A 17,156-nucleotide genomic window follows, 5' to 3' on the forward strand; every position below is an offset into this window, starting at 1 on the left:
ACTGGTGGGTTCCTGCGTCGATCCTGACAGCCCGCCGCCGCTCCGCGGCCGGTGTTAACCGCGATCTAAGGAAGACTTGCGCCGGCCCACAGCCCCGGCCCGCGCGCGGATCAGCCGTCGCTGGGGCGCTGTCGGGGCCAGCGCCGACCACCGGACTTCTGGTCGCGGGCCTCTCGGGCCATCCGCCCGACCAGCCCGAACCGGTTGACCTGCCGGGGCGTGGCCTCCGGGTCGGCGAGCAGCATCACCACGCTGGCCCCGCCGAGCCGGGCCCGGTCGATGCTCACCGACCCGTTGGCCTGCAACGCCACCCGCTTGGCGATGTCCAAACCCAGCCCGGTGGAGCCCTGGTCGCTGGTCCCGCGGCGCAGCGCCCGGTCCGGGTTGGCGATGCCCGGCCCGGCGTCGTCGATCCGGATCGCCACGTAGCCGTCCCGGCGGGAGACGGCGACCTCGAACGCGGTGCCCTGCGGTGTGTAGCGGAAGACGTTGCCGATCACCGCGTCCAGGGCGGCGGCCAACTCGGCGCGTGGCACCGGAGCGGGGATGCGCAACTGCGCGCCGCTCACCCGATGCGGCCGGTTCTGGTCGCCGGCCAGCGCCGCCCAGAACACCATCCGATCCCGGACCACCTCGCTGACGTCGCACATCGCCGGCCCGGCCTCGTGCGCCACGGCCTTGCGGGTGGTCTTGATCAGCACGTCGATCTCGCCCTCCAGGGTGACGATCGCCTGCCGGATCCGCCGGATGCCGCGGCGCCGGTCCAGCTCCGCCTCGCTGAACGAGCCGACGCTGGTGTCGTCGGACTCCAACGCCTCCGCGTCGAGCCGCAGCACGGTCAGCGGGGTACGCAGCCGGTGCGACAGGTCGGCCACCAGCTCCCGCTCATCGGTGCGGAACGCGTCCAGGCGGTCGGCCATCCGGTTGAACGCGTACCCGGCTTCGGCCAGCTCGCGCGGGCCGCTCGGCTCGACGCGTACGCCCAAGTCGCCGTCGCCGATCGAGAGTGCCGCCTTGACCAGGCCCCGGGTCGAGTCCACCGCGCGGGCGGCGACCCGGTCGACCACCAGCACGGCGGCGCCGATCAGGGCGGCGGCCACCGCGATCAGCAGCAGCCAGGTGCCGCGGGAACCCTCGGTCAACGTGGCGTCGGGCACGAACACCTCGACCACGGCGACCCGGTCACCCAGCACCACCGGGTCGAGTCGGACCACGCCGCCGTCGATCTCCGCGACCAGCGAGCGGCGCTCGGCGCGGGCCCGGTCCAGGTCGGCGGCCGTGGCCCGGGCGCCGGACTCGTCCAGCCCGAGGCCGTGCACCACCGGACGGAACGGCACGCCCTCACCGCTGGCCGCCTCCGCCCGCTCGACCACCGCGGGGTCGGTGCTGACGGCGAGGGCCCCGGTCACCAGGGCGCTGCGTCGGGCCGCGTCGGCAATCGCCTCGGCTCGAGTCTGCTCGCGGAGGCTGAGGCCGAGCGGGATCAGGAAGGCGAGGGCGACGAGACTGCACATGCCGGCCGTGAGCAGGGCCAGCGCCGTCCTCAGTCCGGTGCCACCAGCCGGAAGCCGACCCCCCGCACGGTGCGCAGGTAGCGCGGCTTCGCCGCGGACTCGCCCATCTTTCGGCGCAGCCAGTACAGGTGAACGTCGATGGTCTGGTCCTCGCCGACCGATGGCTGCCGCCATACCTCCTCCAAGAGTTCCCGGCGGGACACTACCCGCCCGGGTCGTGCGGCGAGATACGCCAGCAGGTCGAATTCCTTGCGGGTCAGCGCCAGCGGCTCCCCGTCGAGCAGCGCGCTGCGCTCGCCGACGTCCACCCGCAGCCCGCCGACGGTGTGCACCGCCGGCTGCACGGTACGGCTGGCCCGCCCGGCCCGGCGCAGCACGGTGGTGATCCGAGCGTCGAGGTGCGCGCCGGTGAACGGCTTGACCATGTAGTCGTCGGCGCCGGCCCGCAGCAGCTTGACCACGGACTGCTCGTCGTCCCGGGCGGTGGCGATGATGATCGGGACGTCGGTGATGCCGCGCAGCATGCGCAGCGCGTCCGAGCCGTCCAGGTCGGGCAGGCCGAGGTCCAGCACCACCAGGTCGGGTGTCTCGGCGGCGACCCGACGCAACGCGTCCAGCGCCGTACCAACGGCGTGCACGGCGTGCCCCCGGTCGGCGAGGGACCGCAGCATCGCGCCGCGTACGACGTGATCGTCTTCGACCAGGAGCACGGTGGCCACCACAAGACCGTACTTGGCCTGGCAAGTTGATCGCGTTGCGGCGCACCTGCCAACCATGCAAGCTGGTACGACGATGTCCTTCACCCTGTTCGCCGACGCCCGCCTGGCGCTCGCCCGGGACAGTCTCGCCGGCCTCTCGACCGGCGACGCGCTCGGCGCCCAGTACTTCCGACCGGGAGCGCGGCCGGAGGATCTCGCCGCCGGCACGCTGCCGCCAGCCCCGTGGGAGTGGACGGACGACACCGAGATGGCCTGCTCGGTGCTGGCGGAGCTGGCCGAGTCCGGCAGCGTCGACCGGGACCGGCTGGCACTGGCGTTCGCCGAGCGCTGCGCGCCGTCGCGGGGATACGGCGCCGGCGCAATGCTCATCCTGCGGCTCATCCGCACCGGCACCCCCTGGCCGGTGGCCGCCGCGTCCGCCTTCGACGGCGAGGGTTCCTGCGGCAACGGCGCGGCGATGCGGGTGGGCCCGCTGGGCGCGTACTTCGCCGACTCGACCGCCCGGGCCGCCGCGCAGGCCCGCGCCTCGGCGGAGGTGACCCACGCGCACCCGGAGGGGATCGCCGGAGCCGTCGCGGTGGCGGTCGCCGCCGCACTGGCCGCCCGGGCCCGCCTCGACGGGCACCGGCCGGCCCCGGACCGGCTGCTTGCCGGCATCGCCGCCGCGCTCGACCCGGTCACCGAGGTGCACCGGACCGTGAGCCGGGCCGTCGGGCTGCTCGGCCGGCCGCTGCCCCGGGTGGTGGCCGCGCTGGGCAACGGCTCCCGGGTGACCGCCCAGGACACCGTCGCGTTCACCCTCTGGGTGGCCGCCACCCACCTCGACGACTATCCGGCGGCGATCCGGGCCTGCGTCGAGGCCGGCGGGGACGTGGACACCACCGCCGCCATCGCCGGCGCGGTCGTGGCGGCCCACACCGGCGTCGGCACGCCCGGCGGGGTGCCCGAGGAGTGGTTGGCGGCCCGCGAGCCCCTGCCCGCCTGGGCGCCCTGAGAGTGATCGACTCGGCTTCCGGGATGTCGGGTTGTCCCGGTGGCGGGGATGCCCCGAGGTGCAGCAGGCCGAGCTGATCAACTCCGGGGTGCTGACGCGGCGCCGCGTCGATGATCGACTCCGGGCCGCGAGGTAGGGGTGTCCCGGTTGAGGGGATGCCGCGATATCGGCGAGCCGGAGTCGATGACGGTCATGGTTCTGCCGCCTTTGCTCTGCTTCAACCCGCGCACCGTTTCCGGGCCGCGAGTGTCGCGTCGGTTGAAGCAGAGCAAAGGCGGCGCGGCGGTACCCGACGGCCCGCGTCTCCTGCCCGCTGCGGCGGGCGCCAGGGGTCAGGCGCCAGGCGGCGGGCGGCGGGCGGCGGCGGTGAATTAGGCGGTGTGCACGGCGGTACCGACGGACACCGGCGCGGTACCGACGGGCGCCGACGTGTGAGACGCCGCCCGCGCCGGATTCGCCAGCGTTGAAGTGGCCAGCGTCGGATCCTCCGGCGCCGATCCAGTCGGCGCCGGTTCGGTCGGCGCCGGTTCCGTCGGCCTTGGTTCGATCGGCGTTGAACTGGTCGGTGTTGAACTGGTCGCCGTCGTTTCGGTCGGCGTTGAACCGGTCGCTGTCGTTTCGTTCGGCGTTGAACCGGTCGGTGTCGGTTCGGTCGGCGCCGGGAGCTCGTCCGCGCCGCCGGTCACCTCGGCCAGCGCGGCGCGCTCGGCCGGATCGCGCCGGCGCCACCGGCTGACCAGCCAGCCGATCGCCGCGCCGCCGCCCAACCCGGCCAGAAGTCCGGCGGCGAGCATCCCGTCGGCGTTGCCGACCCCGTCATTGGGGCTGCCCGTGCCGCCCGGGGCATCGGCGGCGTCCCCCGGTGCCGCAGCGGAATCGTTCGCCGCGTCGGCCCCCGGAGCGCCGTGCCCGGAATGTCCGGCAGCACCGGCAGCACCGGCCGCGCCCGGGGCTGCCGGCAGCAGGGTGAGCACCGGTGCCCGGTGCGCGCCGGTGGCGTCCGCCCAGCGCACCACCGTGCCGTCGGAGTACGTTTGGAGCACCTCGAAGGTGAGCCGGTCGGCCTGCGGCAGCGGCCCCATGGACAGGGCCAGTCGAGCCGGACCGGGTGCCGCGTCCCTGACCCGGATCCAGGTCACCGCGGTGGTCACCGTGCTCACGCCGCTGGAGTGGATACCGGTCACCGGACGGTCCAGCGTGCGTGAACTGATCCGGGGCGCCCAGCCGGTGACCGACATCGGGTAGACCTCGGCCACCGGCGCGTCGGCTGGCAGCCGTACCTCGATCTGCCGGGTCGTGGCGCCGGCGCGCTCCTCAGGCACGGTGAACTCCAGCCGCACCGCGTCGCCCTGCCGGGCCTGCGTCGGGTTGGTCGTCACGTCCGCCGCGTACGCCGTGCCGGGCCAGGCCAGCATCCCGGCGGCGGCCAGGGCGGCCACGGCCCCGACCCGGCGCCGGCGGTCACCGCCGTGCGTCTTCGTCATCTCGTGTCCCCATCCGTGTCGACGCGGCCGGCACCGACTCCGGCCCCACCCGGTAGTTCGGCTCCGAGCGCCGAAAGGTTCAACTCGAGCTGTTGGTAGGGGGCCCTTGCTCTACCTCAGGCGTTAAGAAGGTGCCCTTCCTTTCCTCAGGTGGGGGGACCGATAGCATCGGCAGGAGCCGAGGATCGGCGTCGCTTTCCGTACTGCCTTGAGGAGTCACCGTGTCCGCACCCCGTACCCCCGCCGTGGCCGACCCCGTTGTCGTCGCCGCCGGGACCACGGCGGCCGACGCGGTGGCCGCGGCCGGACTGCCCGCGAACGGCCCCAAGGCGATCGTGGTGGTCCGCGACCCGCAGGGTCAGCTGCGCGACCTGGACTGGGCGCCGGCCGAGGAAACCGTCGTCGAGCCGGTCAGCCTGGACTCCCCGGACGGGTTGAACGTGCTGCGCCACTCCACCGCGCACGTCCTCGCCCAGGCGGTGCAGGACATCTTTCCCGAGGCCAAGCTGGGCATCGGCCCGCCGATCGAGAACGGCTTCTACTACGACTTCGACGTCGACAAGCCGTTCCAGCCCGACGACCTGAGCAAGCTCGAGAAGCGAATGCAGGAGATCGTCAAGTCCGGGCAGCGGTTCCGTCGCCGCCGCTTCGGCAGCCTGGACGAGGCCCGGGCCGAGCTGGCCGACGAGCCGTTCAAGCTGGAGCTGATCGAGGTCAAGGGCGAGGGCCTGGACACCGACGAGGTGATGGAGGTGGGCGGCGGCGAGCTGACCATCTACGACAACCTCGACGCAAAGGAGGACAAGGTCTGCTGGTCGGACCTGTGTCGTGGCCCGCACCTGCCGAACACCCGGCTGATCGGCGCGTTCAAGCTGATGCGTTCGGCCGCCGCGTACTGGCGCGGATCGGAGAGGAACCCGCAACTGCAGCGGGTGTACGGCACCGCCTGGCCGACCCGCGACGAGCTCAAGGCGTACCTCAAGCTGTTGGAGGAGGCCGCCCGGCGCGACCACCGCAAGCTCGGCGCGGACCTCGACCTGTTCAGCTTCCCCGACGAGATCGGCTCCGGCCTGGCGGTCTTCCACCCCAAGGGCGGCATCATCCGCCGGGAGATGGAGAACTACTCCCGCCAGCGCCACGAAGCCGCCGGGTACGAGTTCGTCAACACCCCGCACATCACCAAGGCGCAGCTCTTCCAGACCTCCGGGCACCTGCCGTACTACGCCGACACCATGTTCCCGCCCATGCAGCTCGAGGGCGCGGACTACTACCTCAAGGCGATGAACTGCCCGATGCACAACCTGATCTTCAGGGCGCGCGGGCGGTCGTACCGGGAGCTGCCGCTGCGGATGTTCGAGTTCGGCACGGTCTACCGCTACGAGAAGTCCGGCGTGGTGCACGGCCTGACCCGGGTGCGCGGGCTGACCCAGGACGACTCGCACATCTACTGCACCCGGGAGCAGATGGCCGGCGAGCTGTCCACGCTGCTCAGCTTCGTGCTGGACCTGCTGCGGGACTACGGACTGGACGACTTCTACCTGGAGCTGTCCACCCGCGACGACTCGCCGAAGTTCATCGGCGCGGACGAGGACTGGGCCGAGGCGACCGAGGCGCTGCGGACCGCCGCCGCGACCTCCGGGCTGGAGCTGGTGCCGGATCCGGGCGGCGCGGCGTTCTACGGGCCGAAGATCTCGGTGCAGGCCCGCGACGCGATCGGCCGGACCTGGCAGATGTCCACCATCCAGGTCGACTTCAACCAGCCGGAGCGGTTCGGGCTGGAGTACCAGGCGGCCGACGGCAGCCGGCAGCGACCCGTGATGATCCACCGGGCGCTGTTCGGCTCGATCGAGCGGTTCTTCGGGGTGCTCACCGAGCACTACGCGGGCGCCTTCCCGGCCTGGCTGGCCCCGGTGCAGGTGGTCGGCATCCCGATCCGCGAGGACCACACCGACTACCTGCACGGCTTCGTCGCGGCGCTGCGTGCCGAGGGGATCCGCGCCCAGGTGGACGCGGGTGACGACCGGATGCAGAAGAAGATTCGTACCGCGCAGCAGCAGAAAATCCCGTTCATGGTGATCGCGGGCGACGACGACGTGGCCGCCGGCACGGTGTCGTTCCGCTACCGGGACGGCTCCCAGCGCAACGGGGTGCCGATCGCCGAGGCCGTGACCCACGTCCTGGACGTGGTGTCCTCCCGCAGCAACATCGGCCCGTCCGCCCAGTCGTGACGTAGGTGCCCCCGCCGTGGTGCGGCGGGGGCACCGTGCGTCAGATCCCGCAGTTCGGCGCCGACCAGGTCCGGGTGGACTTGTGGGCGACGTGGGTGTGGTCGTTGTGCCCCGGGTAGCCGGGGCCGAGGATCTCGTTGAAGCCGTGGTTGCGGGCCTGCTGGGCGAGGCGGCACAGAGAGTGCGGTCCGGCGCCCAGGTCGGCGGCGTCGCCGTAGAGGTGCCGACTGGTCGACGACCCGCCGACGGCGTTGTTGCAGGCGTAGCTGCGGAACGCGCTGGTCACGATGATCTGCTGGTCGCCGAGCGCGTGTCGCATGGCCTGGAGCTTCCACATGGAGACCCGGGCGTTGAACTTGGCGGTGCTGGCCGACACCGCGCCGCCGGACCAGTCGCTGTTGCAGTCGTTGAACTCGGCGTAGCCGAAGTTGACCGGCGTGCAGTCGTCGTCCTGCAGGGCGTAGATCTTGTTGAAAGTCTGCGGGCCGGCGATGCCGTCGGCGGGCAGCCCGTACGCCTGCTGGAAGCGGGTCACCGCGGACCGGGTGCCGGGGCCGTACGCCCCGTCGATGGTGAGGACGGCGCCGTAGCCGGGGTAGCCGGCGACCCGGATCTGGAGCTGTCGGACGTCCTCGCCGGACATCCCCTCGGACAGCATGCGGCCCCAGGTGTAGCAGCCGTCGGCGTGTGCCGCCCCGGCGGTGAGGGTGACGCCGGTCATCGTGGTGGCGGCGGTCAGCGCGATCGCCGCGAAGAACCTGCCGAGCCGTCGGATCATCGAGCCTCCATCGTCAAATGGAAGTACATTAATGTATAGAATCTTCAGACCTGGGCCTCGATTCGTCAATAACCTCCAGTAACGCGATTCCCGGCGGCGGGCGTCGCGACCCGCCCCGGACGGGTCCGTAGGATCGGCCTGTGACAGGGGAGGCGCGGCACACGGACAGCGGCATGGCCGACGGTCTGGAGCGGCTCTGGACGCCGCACCGGATGACCTACATCTCCGGCGAGGACCGGCCCGAGGGGGGGTACGAGAAGCCCACGGGATGCCCGTTCTGCCTGGCTCCCGGGCTGCCACCCGAGCAGAGCCTGGTGGTGGCCCGCGGCGAGCACGTCTTCGCCGTGCTCAACCTCTACCCGTACAACCCCGGGCACCTGCTGGTCTGCCCGTACCGGCACGTCGCCGACTACACCGACCTGGACGGGCCGGAGACCGCCGAGCTGGCGGCGTACACCCAGACCGCCATGCGGGTGATCCGCAAGGTCAGCAACGCGCACGGCTTCAACCTGGGCATGAACCAGGGCGGCGTGGCCGGCGCGGGCATCGCCGCCCACCTGCACCAGCACGTGGTGCCGCGCTGGGGCGGCGACGCCAACTTCATGCCGGTGATCGGCCGTACCAAGGTGCTGCCGCAACTGCTCGGTGACACCCGCGACCTGCTCGCCCGCGCCTGGCCGTCCTGACCCCGGGAATCGTTGCGTTCCCGCCCGCCCGAGGTGGCACGATCGTTCGATGGCAGTCACGACACGATCGTTGGGTCGCAGCGGCATCGAGGTCAGCGCACTCGGCATGGGGTGCTGGGCGATCGGCGGTCCCTGGGCCGAGGGCGCGCAGCCGCTGGGCTGGGGCGCGGTCGACGACGGGGAGTCGGTGCGGGCCGTACGCCGGGCGCTCGACCTCGGTGTCACCCTCTTCGACACCGCCGACACCTACGGTGCCGGGCACTCCGAGCGGGTGCTCGGCCGGGCGCTCGCCGGCCGGCGCGACGAGGTCGTGATCGCCACCAAGTGGGGGTACACGTTCGACGAGGCCACTCGGCAGGCGACCGGCGAGGACTCGTCGCCGGCGTACCTGCGGCGGGCCGTGACCGCCTCGCTGCGCCGGCTGGACACCGACCGGATCGACCTCTACCAGCTGCACCTGGCCGATCTGCCGGTGCCCCGGGCCGAGGCCCTGATCGGCGCCTGCGAGGACCTGGTCACCGAGGGGCTGATCCGGGCGTACGGCTGGAGCACCGACCGCCCCGACCGGGCCGCCGCGTTCGGGCACGCCGCCGGCGGCGCCACCGCCGTGCAGCACACCCTGTCGGTGCTGCGCGACGCGCCGGATCTGCTCGCCGTCTGCGACAAGTACGACCTGGCCAGCGTCAACCGGGGGCCGCTGGCGATGGGCCTGCTCACCGGCAAGTACTCGGCCAGCTCGACGCTGCCCCGCGACGACGTACGGGGGCTCGCCCCGGGCTGGCTGGAGTGGTTCCGTGGCGGCCGGCCGGCCCCGGAGTGGCTGCGCCGCGTCGGGGCGGTGCGTGCCGCGCTCACCGCCGACGGGCGCACCCTCGCCCAGGGCGCGCTGGGCTGGATCTGGGCGCGCAGCGGCCGGACCATCCCGATTCCCGGCTGCCGCACTGTCGCCCAGGTGGAGGAGAACGCCGCCGCGCTGCACCGGGGCCCGCTCGCCCCGGACCAGTTCGCCGAGGTGGAACGCCAGCTCGCGGCACTGCGTACCGCCGCCCTGCGCGACGCCGACCGCCCCCACTGGCCCCGCCCCACGCACCCTCTCACCCACCCCTGACCCCGCTGCGCGCGACGCGGCGCGGGGCCGGGGGCGGGCGGGATCAGGGGGTCTGCTCCTTGCGGGCCTGGTCGGCCAGGTGGGCGGGCATGGGGTCGTGGCGGACGAACTGGCGGCGGAAGGTGCCGGTGCCGGCGGTCATCGAGCGCAGCTCGACGGCGTAACGCAGCAGCTCGGTGGCCGGCACCTCGGCGCGGACCAGGGTGCGCCCCTCCGCGTCCGGGTCCGCCTCGGTGCCAAGCACCCGGCCACGCCGGCTGGACAGGTCACCCATCACCGCGCCCACCGAGCCGTCCGGCACCCGGATGGTCACCTCGTCGATCGGCTCAAGCAGGGCCGGCTGGCCCCGCTCGGCGGCGTCGCGCAGGGCGAGGGCGCCGGCGGTCTGGAACGCCGCGTCGGAGGAGTCGACGCTGTGCGCCTTTCCGTCGACGAGCGTCACCCGCAGGTCCACCACCGGATGACCGGCGACCAGCCCGCGCTCCATCTGGGCGCGGACCCCCTTCTCCACCGACGGGATGTAGTTGTGCGGCACCGCGCCGCCGACCACCCGGTCGACGAACTCGAAGCCGGTGCCCCGGGGCAGCGGCTCCACCTCGATGTCGCAGACCGCGTACTGGCCGTGGCCGCCGGACTGCTTCACGTGGCGGCCGTGCCCCCGCGCCGGCACGGTCAGCGTCTCCCGCAGCGACACCCGGACCGGTTCGGTCTCCAGCTCGACCCCGCCGGCGCGCAGCCGGTCCAGCACCACGTCCGCGTGCGCCTCGCCCATGCACCAGAGCACCAGTTGGTGGGTCTCCGGGTTGCGCTCGAGCCGCAGGGTCGGGTCGCCGGCGACCAGCCGGCTCAGGTTGCGGGCCAGCGCGTCCTCGTCGGCCCGGCTCTTGGCCACGATCGCGACCGGCAGCAGCGGCTCGGGCATCTCCCACGGCGCGATGAGCAGGGGGTCGTCCTTGGCCGAGATGGTGTCACCGGTCTCCGCGCTGCCCGACTTGGTGATCGCGCAGATGTCGCCGGCCACGCAGTGCGTCACCTCCCGCAGGGTGGCGCCCAGCGGGGTGTAGATGTGCCCGACCCGCTCGTCGGCGTCGTGGTCGGGGTGCCCGCGCTCGGCCATGCCGTGCCCAGAGACGTGGATGGTCTGCTCGGGGCGCAGCGTGCCGGAGAAGACCCGGACCAGCGAGACCCGCCCGACGTGGCGGTCGACGGTGGTCTTGACGACCTCGGCGACCAGCGGCCCGTCCGGGTCGCAGCTCAGCGGCGGGCGCGGCGAGCCGTCCACCCCGGCCACCGCCGGCAGCTCGTGCTCCAGCGGAGACGGGAAGGCGGCGGTCAGCACCTCCAGCAGCGTGTCCAGCCCGACGCCGGTCTCGGCGCAGACCGGCACCACCGGGTAGAAGTGGCCCCGGGCGACGGCCTTCTCCAGGTCGTCGATCAGCACCTCGGTGCCGATCTCCTCGCCGTCGACGTAGCGGTCCATGAGCGACTCGTCCTCGCTCTCGGCGATGATCCCCTCGATCAGCTCGTTGCGGGACTCGGCGATGGCGGGCAGGTGCTCCGGGTCGGGCTCGCGCACGTCGGCGGGGAGCCCGGCGGTGTAGTCGAAGACCCGGCGGGTGATCAGGCCGAGCAGGCCGACGGTGGACACCCCGTCGTCGCCGAGCATCGGCAGGTAGAGCGGCATCACGTTGTCGCCGAAGACCCGCTGGCAGAGGGCCACCGCCTCGTCGAAGTCGGCGCGCGGCTGGTCCAGCCGGGTCACGGCGACCGCCCGGGGCATGTCGACGGCGGCGCACTCCTCCCACAGCGCGACGGTGGCGGCGTCCATCCCGCCGGCCGCGGAGACGACGAAGAGCGCCGCGTCGGCCGCCCGCAGGCCGGCGCGCAGCTCACCGACGAAGTCCGCGTAGCCGGGGGTGTCGAGCAGGTTGACCTTGATGCCGTCGTGCAGCAGTGGCGCGCAGGACAGGCTCACCGAGCGCTGCTGGCGTACGGCGGCGGGGTCGTGGTCGCAGACGGTGGTGCCGTCGGTGACGCTGCCCGCCCGGCCGATCGTGCCGGTGGCAGCGAGCAACGCCTCGACCAGCGTGGTCTTGCCCGCGCCGGAGTGCCCGACGAGCACCACGTTGCGAACCCGCTCGGGCTCGGTCACCACCGGCACGCCGCCGGTGACACCCTTCTCCTGACTCTTCTGCGCCATGGGGCGCACCTCCCTCAGCCGGTGGTTGGTGGCGGACCGCCGCGCGACGGGGTGCGGCCCGGGGCGAGTGCGCGGCGATATCCTCCGGTGGTCTGCTGCACAGCGGGAACGGGACGGGCTGGCGGGTGAGCTGGCTCACCTCCCCGGCTCGATCTCACACCCGTAACCCGGTAGGCACAAGCCTGCCCCGGGCGGGTCGGCGGACCGGCCGTATCGCCGGACCTGGGCGGACCGTTATCGTGGGACCGCCATGGCGAAGATCTTCCAAGTGTCGGTCCGAGCGGGGATGACCCGTGTCGTTGAGCCGATCGCGCGCGGCCTGCTCCGCGCCGGCGTGACCCCCAATGCCGTCACCGTCACCGGGACCCTCGGGGTGCTGGTCGGTGCGCTCGGCTTCGGTGCCCGCGGCCATCTGGTCGCGGGCGCGATAATCGTGACCTTCTTCGCGCTCACCGACCTGCTCGACGGGACGATGGCCCGGATGAGCGGCGGTTCCACCCGGTTCGGTGCCTTCCTCGACTCGAGCATGGACCGGGTCGCCGACAGCGCCGTCTTCGGCGCGGTCGCGTACTGGCTGGCCACGCGGGGCGACCACAGCGGGGTGGCCGCCGCGGTGCTCTGCCTGGCCGCCGGCGGGCTGGTCTCCTACGTGAAGGCCCGCGCCGAGGGGCTGGGCATGACCGCCAACGTGGGCATCGCCGAGCGCACCGAGCGGCTGCTCATCGTCGGGGTCGGCGGCGTGCTGACCGGCCTCGGTGTCCGACCGGCACTGGAGATCGCGCTGTGGCTGCTCGCCGCGGTGTCGATCTTCACGGTGGGGCAGCGGATGCTCCACGTGTACCGGCAGGCCCGCCAGCTCCAGCCGGACGGCCAGGCGTGAGCGACGCGCCGCACCGTCGGCACCGGGCGACGGACGGCCAGGCCCGGTGAACCTCACCGAGCTGGGCTTCGTCGCCGGCTGGCGGGTGCTCCGCGCGCTGCCCCGACCGGTGGTCGCGGCCGCGTTCCAGGCCGGCGCGGACCGCGCGCACCGGCGCGGCGGCGGGGGTACGGCCCGACTGCGCGCGAACCTGCGCCGGGTGGTCGGCCCCGAGCTGCCCGAGCCCGAGCTGGACGAGCTGGTGCGGCGCGGGCTGCGCTCGTACGCCCGGTACTGGATGGAGGTGTTCCGGCTGCCGGGGCTGAGCCGGGAGCAGATCCTGGCCGGGTTCCGGCTGGACGGCGCGGAGCTGCTCGCCGCCGACGTGGCCGCCGGTCGGGGCGCGGTGGTGGCGTTGCCGCACGCCGGCAACTGGGACGCCGCGGGCGCCTGGGTGGCGGCGACCGGCTGGCCGATCACCACGGTGGCCGAGCGGCTCACGGAGGGCGTCTACGAACGGTTCCTGGCCTTCCGTCAGGAGTTGGGCATGGAGATCCTGCCCAACCGCGGCGGGCCGCGGCCGGCGTTCGACGTGCTGGTGGACCGGCTGCGCGCCGGGGCGGTGGTGCCGCTGCTGGCCGACCGGGACCTCTCCGCCCGTGGTGTGGAGGTCGACTTCTTCGGCGCGAAGACCCGGATGCCGGCCGGGCCGGCGCTGCTCGCGCTGCACACCGGCGCGCCGCTCTACGTGGCCTCGATGTGGTACGAACCGGACGCGGCGTGCGCCGCGCTCGAAGGCCCGCTGCCGGTCCCCGGGCCCGAGGAGGGCCCACTGGACCAGCGGGTCCGGGCGCTGGCCCAGCGGATCGCCGACGGTCTGGCGGCGGGCATCGCCCGGCATCCGGAAGACTGGCACATGTTGCAGCGGATGTGGCTGGACCAGCGGGGCCCGGGGGGCGGCGGCACAGCGCCGCGTTCGCCGGCCGCCGGGCAGGCCTGAGGGGGAGGGCATCGGTGAGCGCGAGGAGTGCAGCGCAGCGGAGCCCCGCAGTCGCGAACAGAGGACGTTGACGTGCGCATCGGCATCGTGTGCCCGTACTCCTTCGACGTCCCCGGCGGCGTGCAGAACCACGTGATGGACCTGGCCGAGGCGCTGATCACCCTCGGCCATCAGGTCAGCGTGCTCGCCCCGGCCGACGAGGACTCCCCGTTGCCGGAGTACGTGGTGTCGGCGGGTCGGGCGGTGCCGCTGCCGTACAACGGCTCGGTGGCCCGGATCGCGTTCGGTCCGGTCTCCACCGCCCGGGTGCGGCGGTGGCTCACCAACGGCGAGTTCGACGTGCTGCACGTGCACGAACCGCTCACGCTGAGCCTGTCGCTGCTGGCGGTGCTCTCCGCCCGGGGCCCGGTGGTGGCCACCTTCCACACCGCGATGACCCGCTCCCGGGTGCTGGCCGCCGCGCAGGGCGTGCTGCAGATCGTGCTCGAGCGGATCACCGCCCGGATCGCGGTCAGCGCGCTGGCCCGCAAGGTGCAGGTCGAGCACATGGACGGCGGCGCGGTGGAGATCCCCAACGGGGTGGCGGTCGCCAAGTTCTCCGACGCCGAGCCGCTGCCCGGCTGGCCGGGGGAGTGCGGGCAGGGCACGGGCGGCACGCTGGGCTTCCTGGGCCGGTTCACCGAGGCGCGCAAGGGCTTCCCGGTGCTGCGCGACGCCTTCGTCGAACTGGCCGCCACCCGCCCCGGCCTGCGGCTGCTGGTCGCCGGCCCGGGTGACCCCGACGACCTGTACGACCAGTTTCCGCCCGCCCTTCGCGAGCAGGTGACCTTCCTGGGCCTGGTCAGCGAGGCGGACAAGGCGCGGATGCTGCGCAGCGTGCACCTGTACGTCGCGCCCAACACCGGCGGCGAGTCGTTCGGCATGATCCTGACCGAGGCGCTGGCGGCCGGCACCACCGTGGTGGCCAGCGACCTGGACGCGTTCCGCCGGGTGCTCGACGGCGGGCGGGCCGGGCGGCTGTTCCCCAACGGCGACCCGGTCGCGCTGCGCGCGGCGCTGGCCGACCTGCTCGACGACCCGGCCGGTCGGGCGTCGCTGAGCGCCTGCGGCGACCAGGTGGTGGCGAATTTCGACTGGCCCGTCGTTGCCCGCCGCGTCCTGGAGGTGTACGCAGCCGCCATCGAGGCGACGGACGGGCGGGTCATCGACCAGGAATGGGTGGGGCTGAGCTGAGCCGGGTGTGACGGATGGTGCGACCGTGACCTGGGTGACCAGCGCGGCCGTGCCCGGACGGACGGGAACGGAGCAGCACTACGATGCCGCACATGTGGTGGGTGGTGGTTGCGAGCGTGGTCGTGGGCCTGGTCACGGCGTACCTCATCTGGACCGCCGGCCGGGTCGAGCGGCTGCAGGCCCGCGCGGAGCTGGCCGCCCGCGCCCTCGACGCCCACCTGTTGCGCCGGGCCGCGGCGGCCGCGGTGCTGGCCGAGCGGCGCTTCGGCGTCGAGCTGTACGCGGCGGCCCGGATCGCTCTGGACGCCCACCCGGACGAGCGCGAGGCGGCCGAGAACGACCTGACGCGGCAGCTGCGCAGCGTGCGGCTGGACCCGGCCGACCCGGAGTGTGAGGCGGTCATCGCGGCGAGCCGTCGGCTGGCGCTGTCCCGGCAGGTGCACACCGATCTGGTTCGCGACGCCCGCTCGGCGCGTGGCCGGCCACTCGTGCGGCTGTTACGGATGGGACGGGGCCGGGAGTGGCCGCGCTACTTCGACATCGACGACCCCACCCTGAGCGCACCGGCGGACGTGCCGGCCGGCTGATCCGGGGCGCCCTCCGGTGCCGGTGACGGCGGCCACAACGCAGGCCACCGGGGGTCTGATTGGCTGTCGGTACGGCGCTGGACCCGCCGTAGCATCTCTGGTGCCACCCCCCCGCAGCACGTCCGAGGAGCGCTGACCCGTGTCCGAAACCACCGCCCCGAACACCGGTACCACCCCCGTCGTCGGCACCGCCCGTGTGAAGCGGGGCATGGCCGAGATGCTCAAGGGTGGCGTGATCATGGATGTGGTCAACGCCGAGCAGGCGAAGATCGCTGAGGACGCCGGCGCGGTCGCGGTGATGGCCCTGGAGCGGGTGCCCGCCGACATCCGCGCGCAGGGCGGGGTGTCCCGGATGAGCGACCCCGACATGATCGACGGGATCATCGACGCGGTCTCCATCCCGGTGATGGCCAAGGCGCGCATCGGCCACTTCGTGGAGGCGCAGATCCTGCAGTCCCTCGGTGTGGACTACGTCGACGAGTCCGAGGTGCTTACCCCGGCGGACTACGCCAACCACATCGACAAGTGGGCCTTCACGGTCCCCTTCGTCTGCGGTGCCACCAACCTGGGCGAGGCGCTGCGCCGGATCACCGAGGGCGCGGCCATGATCCGCTCCAAGGGCGAGGCCGGCACCGGTGACGTCTCCAACGCCACCACCCACATGCGCAAGATCCGCCAGGAGATCCGCCGGCTCTCGTCGCTGCCGGAGGATGAGCTGTACGTCGCCGCCAAGGAGCTGCAGGCGCCGTACGAGCTGGTCAAGGAGGTCGCGGTCAACGGCAAGCTGCCCGTGGTGCTGTTCACCGCCGGCGGCATCGCCACCCCGGCCGACGCCGCGATGATGATGCAGCTCGGCGCCGAGGGCGTCTTCGTCGGCTCCGGCATCTTCAAGGCCGGCAACCCGGCACAGCGCGCCGCCGCGATCGTCAAGGCCACCACCTTCCACGACGACCCGGACGTGCTGGCGAAGGTCTCCCGGGGGCTCGGCGAGGCGATGGTCGGCATCAACGTCGACGAGATCCCGCAGCCGCACCGCCTGGCCGAGCGCGGCTGGTGAGCGGAAGGAAGGGCACCTTGTTAACGCTTCCGGTAGAGCAGGGGCCCCCTGTTAACGTCGAGGCGCTGCGGTGACGGCGCCCGTGATCGGTGTGCTCGCGTTGCAGGGGGACGTCCGTGAGCACGTCGCGGCGCTGGCTGAGGCGGGCGCGGACGCCCGCCCGGTCCGCCGCCCCGAGGAGCTGGACGCGGTCGACGGGCTGGTCATCCCCGGCGGCGAGTCCACCACGATCAGCAAGCTGGCGGACATCTTCGAGCTGCGCGACCCGATCGACAAGCGGATCGCCGGCGGCATGCCCGTCTACGGATCCTGCGCCGGCATGATCATGCTGGCCACCGAGGTGCTGGACGGCCGACCCGACCAGCGGGGCTTCGCCGGCATCGAGATGACCGTGCGGCGCAACGCCTTTGGCCGTCAGGTCGACTCGTTCGAGGCGCCGGTGGAGATCACCGGGGTCGACGGTGGGCCGTTCCACGCGGTGTTCATCCGGGCTCCCTGGGTGGAGCGGGTCGGCCCGGGCGTTGAGGTGCTCGGCAGGGTGACCGAGGGCGCGGCGGCCGGGCGGATCGTGGCGGTGCGGCAGGGCAACCTGCTGGCCACCTCGTTCCATCCGGAGCTGACCGGTGACGCCCGGTTGCACGCGTACTTCGTGGAGCTGGTCCGCGCCGCCCGCTGAGGGCTCGAACCACAGTCGTCGCGCGTCTCTTCG

At 73.2% G+C, this 17,156-nt stretch carries 15 protein-coding genes; 10 read left to right on the top strand and 5 right to left on the bottom strand.

Going from position 1 to position 17,156, the window contains the following annotated elements; all coding sequences use genetic code 11:
- Positions 1-110 precede the first annotated feature (110 nt).
- Positions 111-1,514, bottom strand: coding sequence for an ATP-binding protein (locus ACFOW4_RS07735; protein ID WP_377525810.1), 1,404 nt, complete (start codon positions 1,512-1,514; stop codon positions 111-113).
- Positions 1,515-1,543: 29 nt separating this feature from the next.
- Positions 1,544-2,233: a response regulator transcription factor gene (locus ACFOW4_RS07740; RefSeq protein WP_377525812.1), complete on the bottom strand. Its 690-nt coding sequence runs from the start codon at positions 2,231-2,233 to the stop codon at positions 1,544-1,546.
- 73 nt (positions 2,234-2,306) lie between these two features.
- Between ACFOW4_RS07740 and ACFOW4_RS07745 the strand changes: the two genes are divergently transcribed.
- The gene (locus tag ACFOW4_RS07745) at positions 2,307-3,227 is read left to right on the top strand and encodes an ADP-ribosylglycohydrolase family protein (protein ID WP_377525813.1); all 921 of its coding nucleotides are present in this window, start codon (positions 2,307-2,309) and stop codon (positions 3,225-3,227) included.
- A gap of 371 nt (positions 3,228-3,598) precedes the next feature.
- Here the strand turns inward: ACFOW4_RS07745 and ACFOW4_RS07750 are convergent, their stop codons facing one another.
- Positions 3,599-4,711, bottom strand: coding sequence for a DUF1775 domain-containing protein (locus ACFOW4_RS07750; RefSeq protein ID WP_377525815.1), 1,113 nt, complete (start codon positions 4,709-4,711; stop codon positions 3,599-3,601).
- 221 nt (positions 4,712-4,932) lie between these two features.
- Here ACFOW4_RS07750 and thrS point away from each other — a divergent pair, with 221 nt between their 5' ends.
- The gene (gene thrS / locus ACFOW4_RS07755) at positions 4,933-6,939 is read left to right on the top strand and encodes a threonine--tRNA ligase (RefSeq protein ID WP_377525816.1); all 2,007 of its coding nucleotides are present in this window, start codon (positions 4,933-4,935) and stop codon (positions 6,937-6,939) included.
- A 40-nt stretch (positions 6,940-6,979) separates the two neighbouring features.
- Here the strand turns inward: thrS and ACFOW4_RS07760 are convergent, their stop codons facing one another.
- Positions 6,980-7,717: a D-Ala-D-Ala carboxypeptidase family metallohydrolase gene (locus ACFOW4_RS07760; RefSeq protein ID WP_377525818.1), complete on the bottom strand. Its 738-nt coding sequence runs from the start codon at positions 7,715-7,717 to the stop codon at positions 6,980-6,982.
- 173 nt (positions 7,718-7,890) lie between these two features.
- Here ACFOW4_RS07760 and ACFOW4_RS07765 point away from each other — a divergent pair, with 173 nt between their 5' ends.
- A complete protein-coding gene (locus ACFOW4_RS07765; protein WP_377526114.1) occupies positions 7,891-8,403 on the top strand; it encodes an HIT family protein in 513 nt (170 codons plus the stop codon).
- Between the two features lie 49 nt (positions 8,404-8,452).
- The gene (locus ACFOW4_RS07770; protein ID WP_377525819.1) at positions 8,453-9,511 is read left to right on the top strand and encodes an aldo/keto reductase; all 1,059 of its coding nucleotides are present in this window, start codon (positions 8,453-8,455) and stop codon (positions 9,509-9,511) included.
- 43 nt (positions 9,512-9,554) lie between these two features.
- Here the strand turns inward: ACFOW4_RS07770 and ACFOW4_RS07775 are convergent, their stop codons facing one another.
- On the bottom strand, positions 9,555-11,711 hold the full coding sequence (locus tag ACFOW4_RS07775) for an elongation factor G-like protein EF-G2 (protein WP_377525821.1): 2,157 nt from the start codon (positions 11,709-11,711) through the stop codon (positions 9,555-9,557).
- A 250-nt stretch (positions 11,712-11,961) separates the two neighbouring features.
- Between ACFOW4_RS07775 and pgsA the strand changes: the two genes are divergently transcribed.
- The 6 genes from pgsA to pdxT all read left to right on the top strand — a co-directional run bounded on the left by pgsA (position 11,962) and on the right by pdxT (position 17,123).
- Entirely contained in the window at positions 11,962-12,591 is a 630-nt protein-coding gene (pgsA, locus tag ACFOW4_RS07780; protein ID WP_377525823.1) for a phosphatidylinositol phosphate synthase, read from the top strand.
- A gap of 46 nt (positions 12,592-12,637) precedes the next feature.
- Positions 12,638-13,570 carry a phosphatidylinositol mannoside acyltransferase gene (locus ACFOW4_RS07785; protein WP_377525825.1) on the top strand — a complete coding sequence of 311 codons (933 nt, stop codon included), beginning with the start codon at positions 12,638-12,640 and terminating at the stop codon, positions 13,568-13,570.
- Positions 13,571-13,642: 72 nt separating this feature from the next.
- Positions 13,643-14,803: a glycosyltransferase family 4 protein gene (locus ACFOW4_RS07790; RefSeq protein ID WP_377525826.1), complete on the top strand. Its 1,161-nt coding sequence runs from the start codon at positions 13,643-13,645 to the stop codon at positions 14,801-14,803.
- Positions 14,804-14,886: 83 nt separating this feature from the next.
- Positions 14,887-15,390: a hypothetical protein gene (locus tag ACFOW4_RS07795; protein ID WP_377525828.1), complete on the top strand. Its 504-nt coding sequence runs from the start codon at positions 14,887-14,889 to the stop codon at positions 15,388-15,390.
- Positions 15,391-15,529: 139 nt separating this feature from the next.
- Positions 15,530-16,447: a pyridoxal 5'-phosphate synthase lyase subunit PdxS gene (pdxS, locus tag ACFOW4_RS07800; protein WP_377525829.1), complete on the top strand. Its 918-nt coding sequence runs from the start codon at positions 15,530-15,532 to the stop codon at positions 16,445-16,447.
- Between the two features lie 70 nt (positions 16,448-16,517).
- Complete coding sequence (gene pdxT, locus ACFOW4_RS07805) at positions 16,518-17,123, top strand: pyridoxal 5'-phosphate synthase glutaminase subunit PdxT (protein ID WP_377525831.1); 606 nt, start codon at positions 16,518-16,520, stop codon at positions 17,121-17,123.
- Positions 17,124-17,156: the final 33 nt, after the last annotated feature.

The organism is Micromonospora sp. GCM10011542, from assembly GCF_042650685.1.
Taxonomy (GTDB): domain Bacteria; phylum Actinomycetota; class Actinomycetes; order Mycobacteriales; family Micromonosporaceae; genus Micromonospora.

Excerpts from the sequence above, each read along its gene's own strand:
- ACFOW4_RS07760 (WP_377525818.1), bottom strand. The coding sequence starts at position 7,717 with ATGATCCGACGGCTCGGCAGGTTCTTCGCGGCGATCGCGCTGACCGCC.
- ACFOW4_RS07745 (WP_377525813.1), top strand. The coding sequence starts at position 2,307 with ATGTCCTTCACCCTGTTCGCCGACGCCCGCCTGGCGCTCGCCCGGGAC.
- ACFOW4_RS07770 (WP_377525819.1), top strand. The coding sequence starts at position 8,453 with ATGGCAGTCACGACACGATCGTTGGGTCGCAGCGGCATCGAGGTCAGC.
- ACFOW4_RS07775 (WP_377525821.1), bottom strand. The coding sequence starts at position 11,711 with ATGGCGCAGAAGAGTCAGGAGAAGGGTGTCACCGGCGGCGTGCCGGTG.
- pgsA (WP_377525823.1), top strand. The coding sequence starts at position 11,962 with ATGGCGAAGATCTTCCAAGTGTCGGTCCGAGCGGGGATGACCCGTGTC.
- ACFOW4_RS07735 (WP_377525810.1), bottom strand. The coding sequence starts at position 1,514 with ATGTGCAGTCTCGTCGCCCTCGCCTTCCTGATCCCGCTCGGCCTCAGC.
- ACFOW4_RS07750 (WP_377525815.1), bottom strand. The coding sequence starts at position 4,711 with ATGACGAAGACGCACGGCGGTGACCGCCGGCGCCGGGTCGGGGCCGTG.
- ACFOW4_RS07765 (WP_377526114.1), top strand. The coding sequence starts at position 7,891 with ATGGCCGACGGTCTGGAGCGGCTCTGGACGCCGCACCGGATGACCTAC.
- ACFOW4_RS07795 (WP_377525828.1), top strand. The coding sequence starts at position 14,887 with ATGCCGCACATGTGGTGGGTGGTGGTTGCGAGCGTGGTCGTGGGCCTG.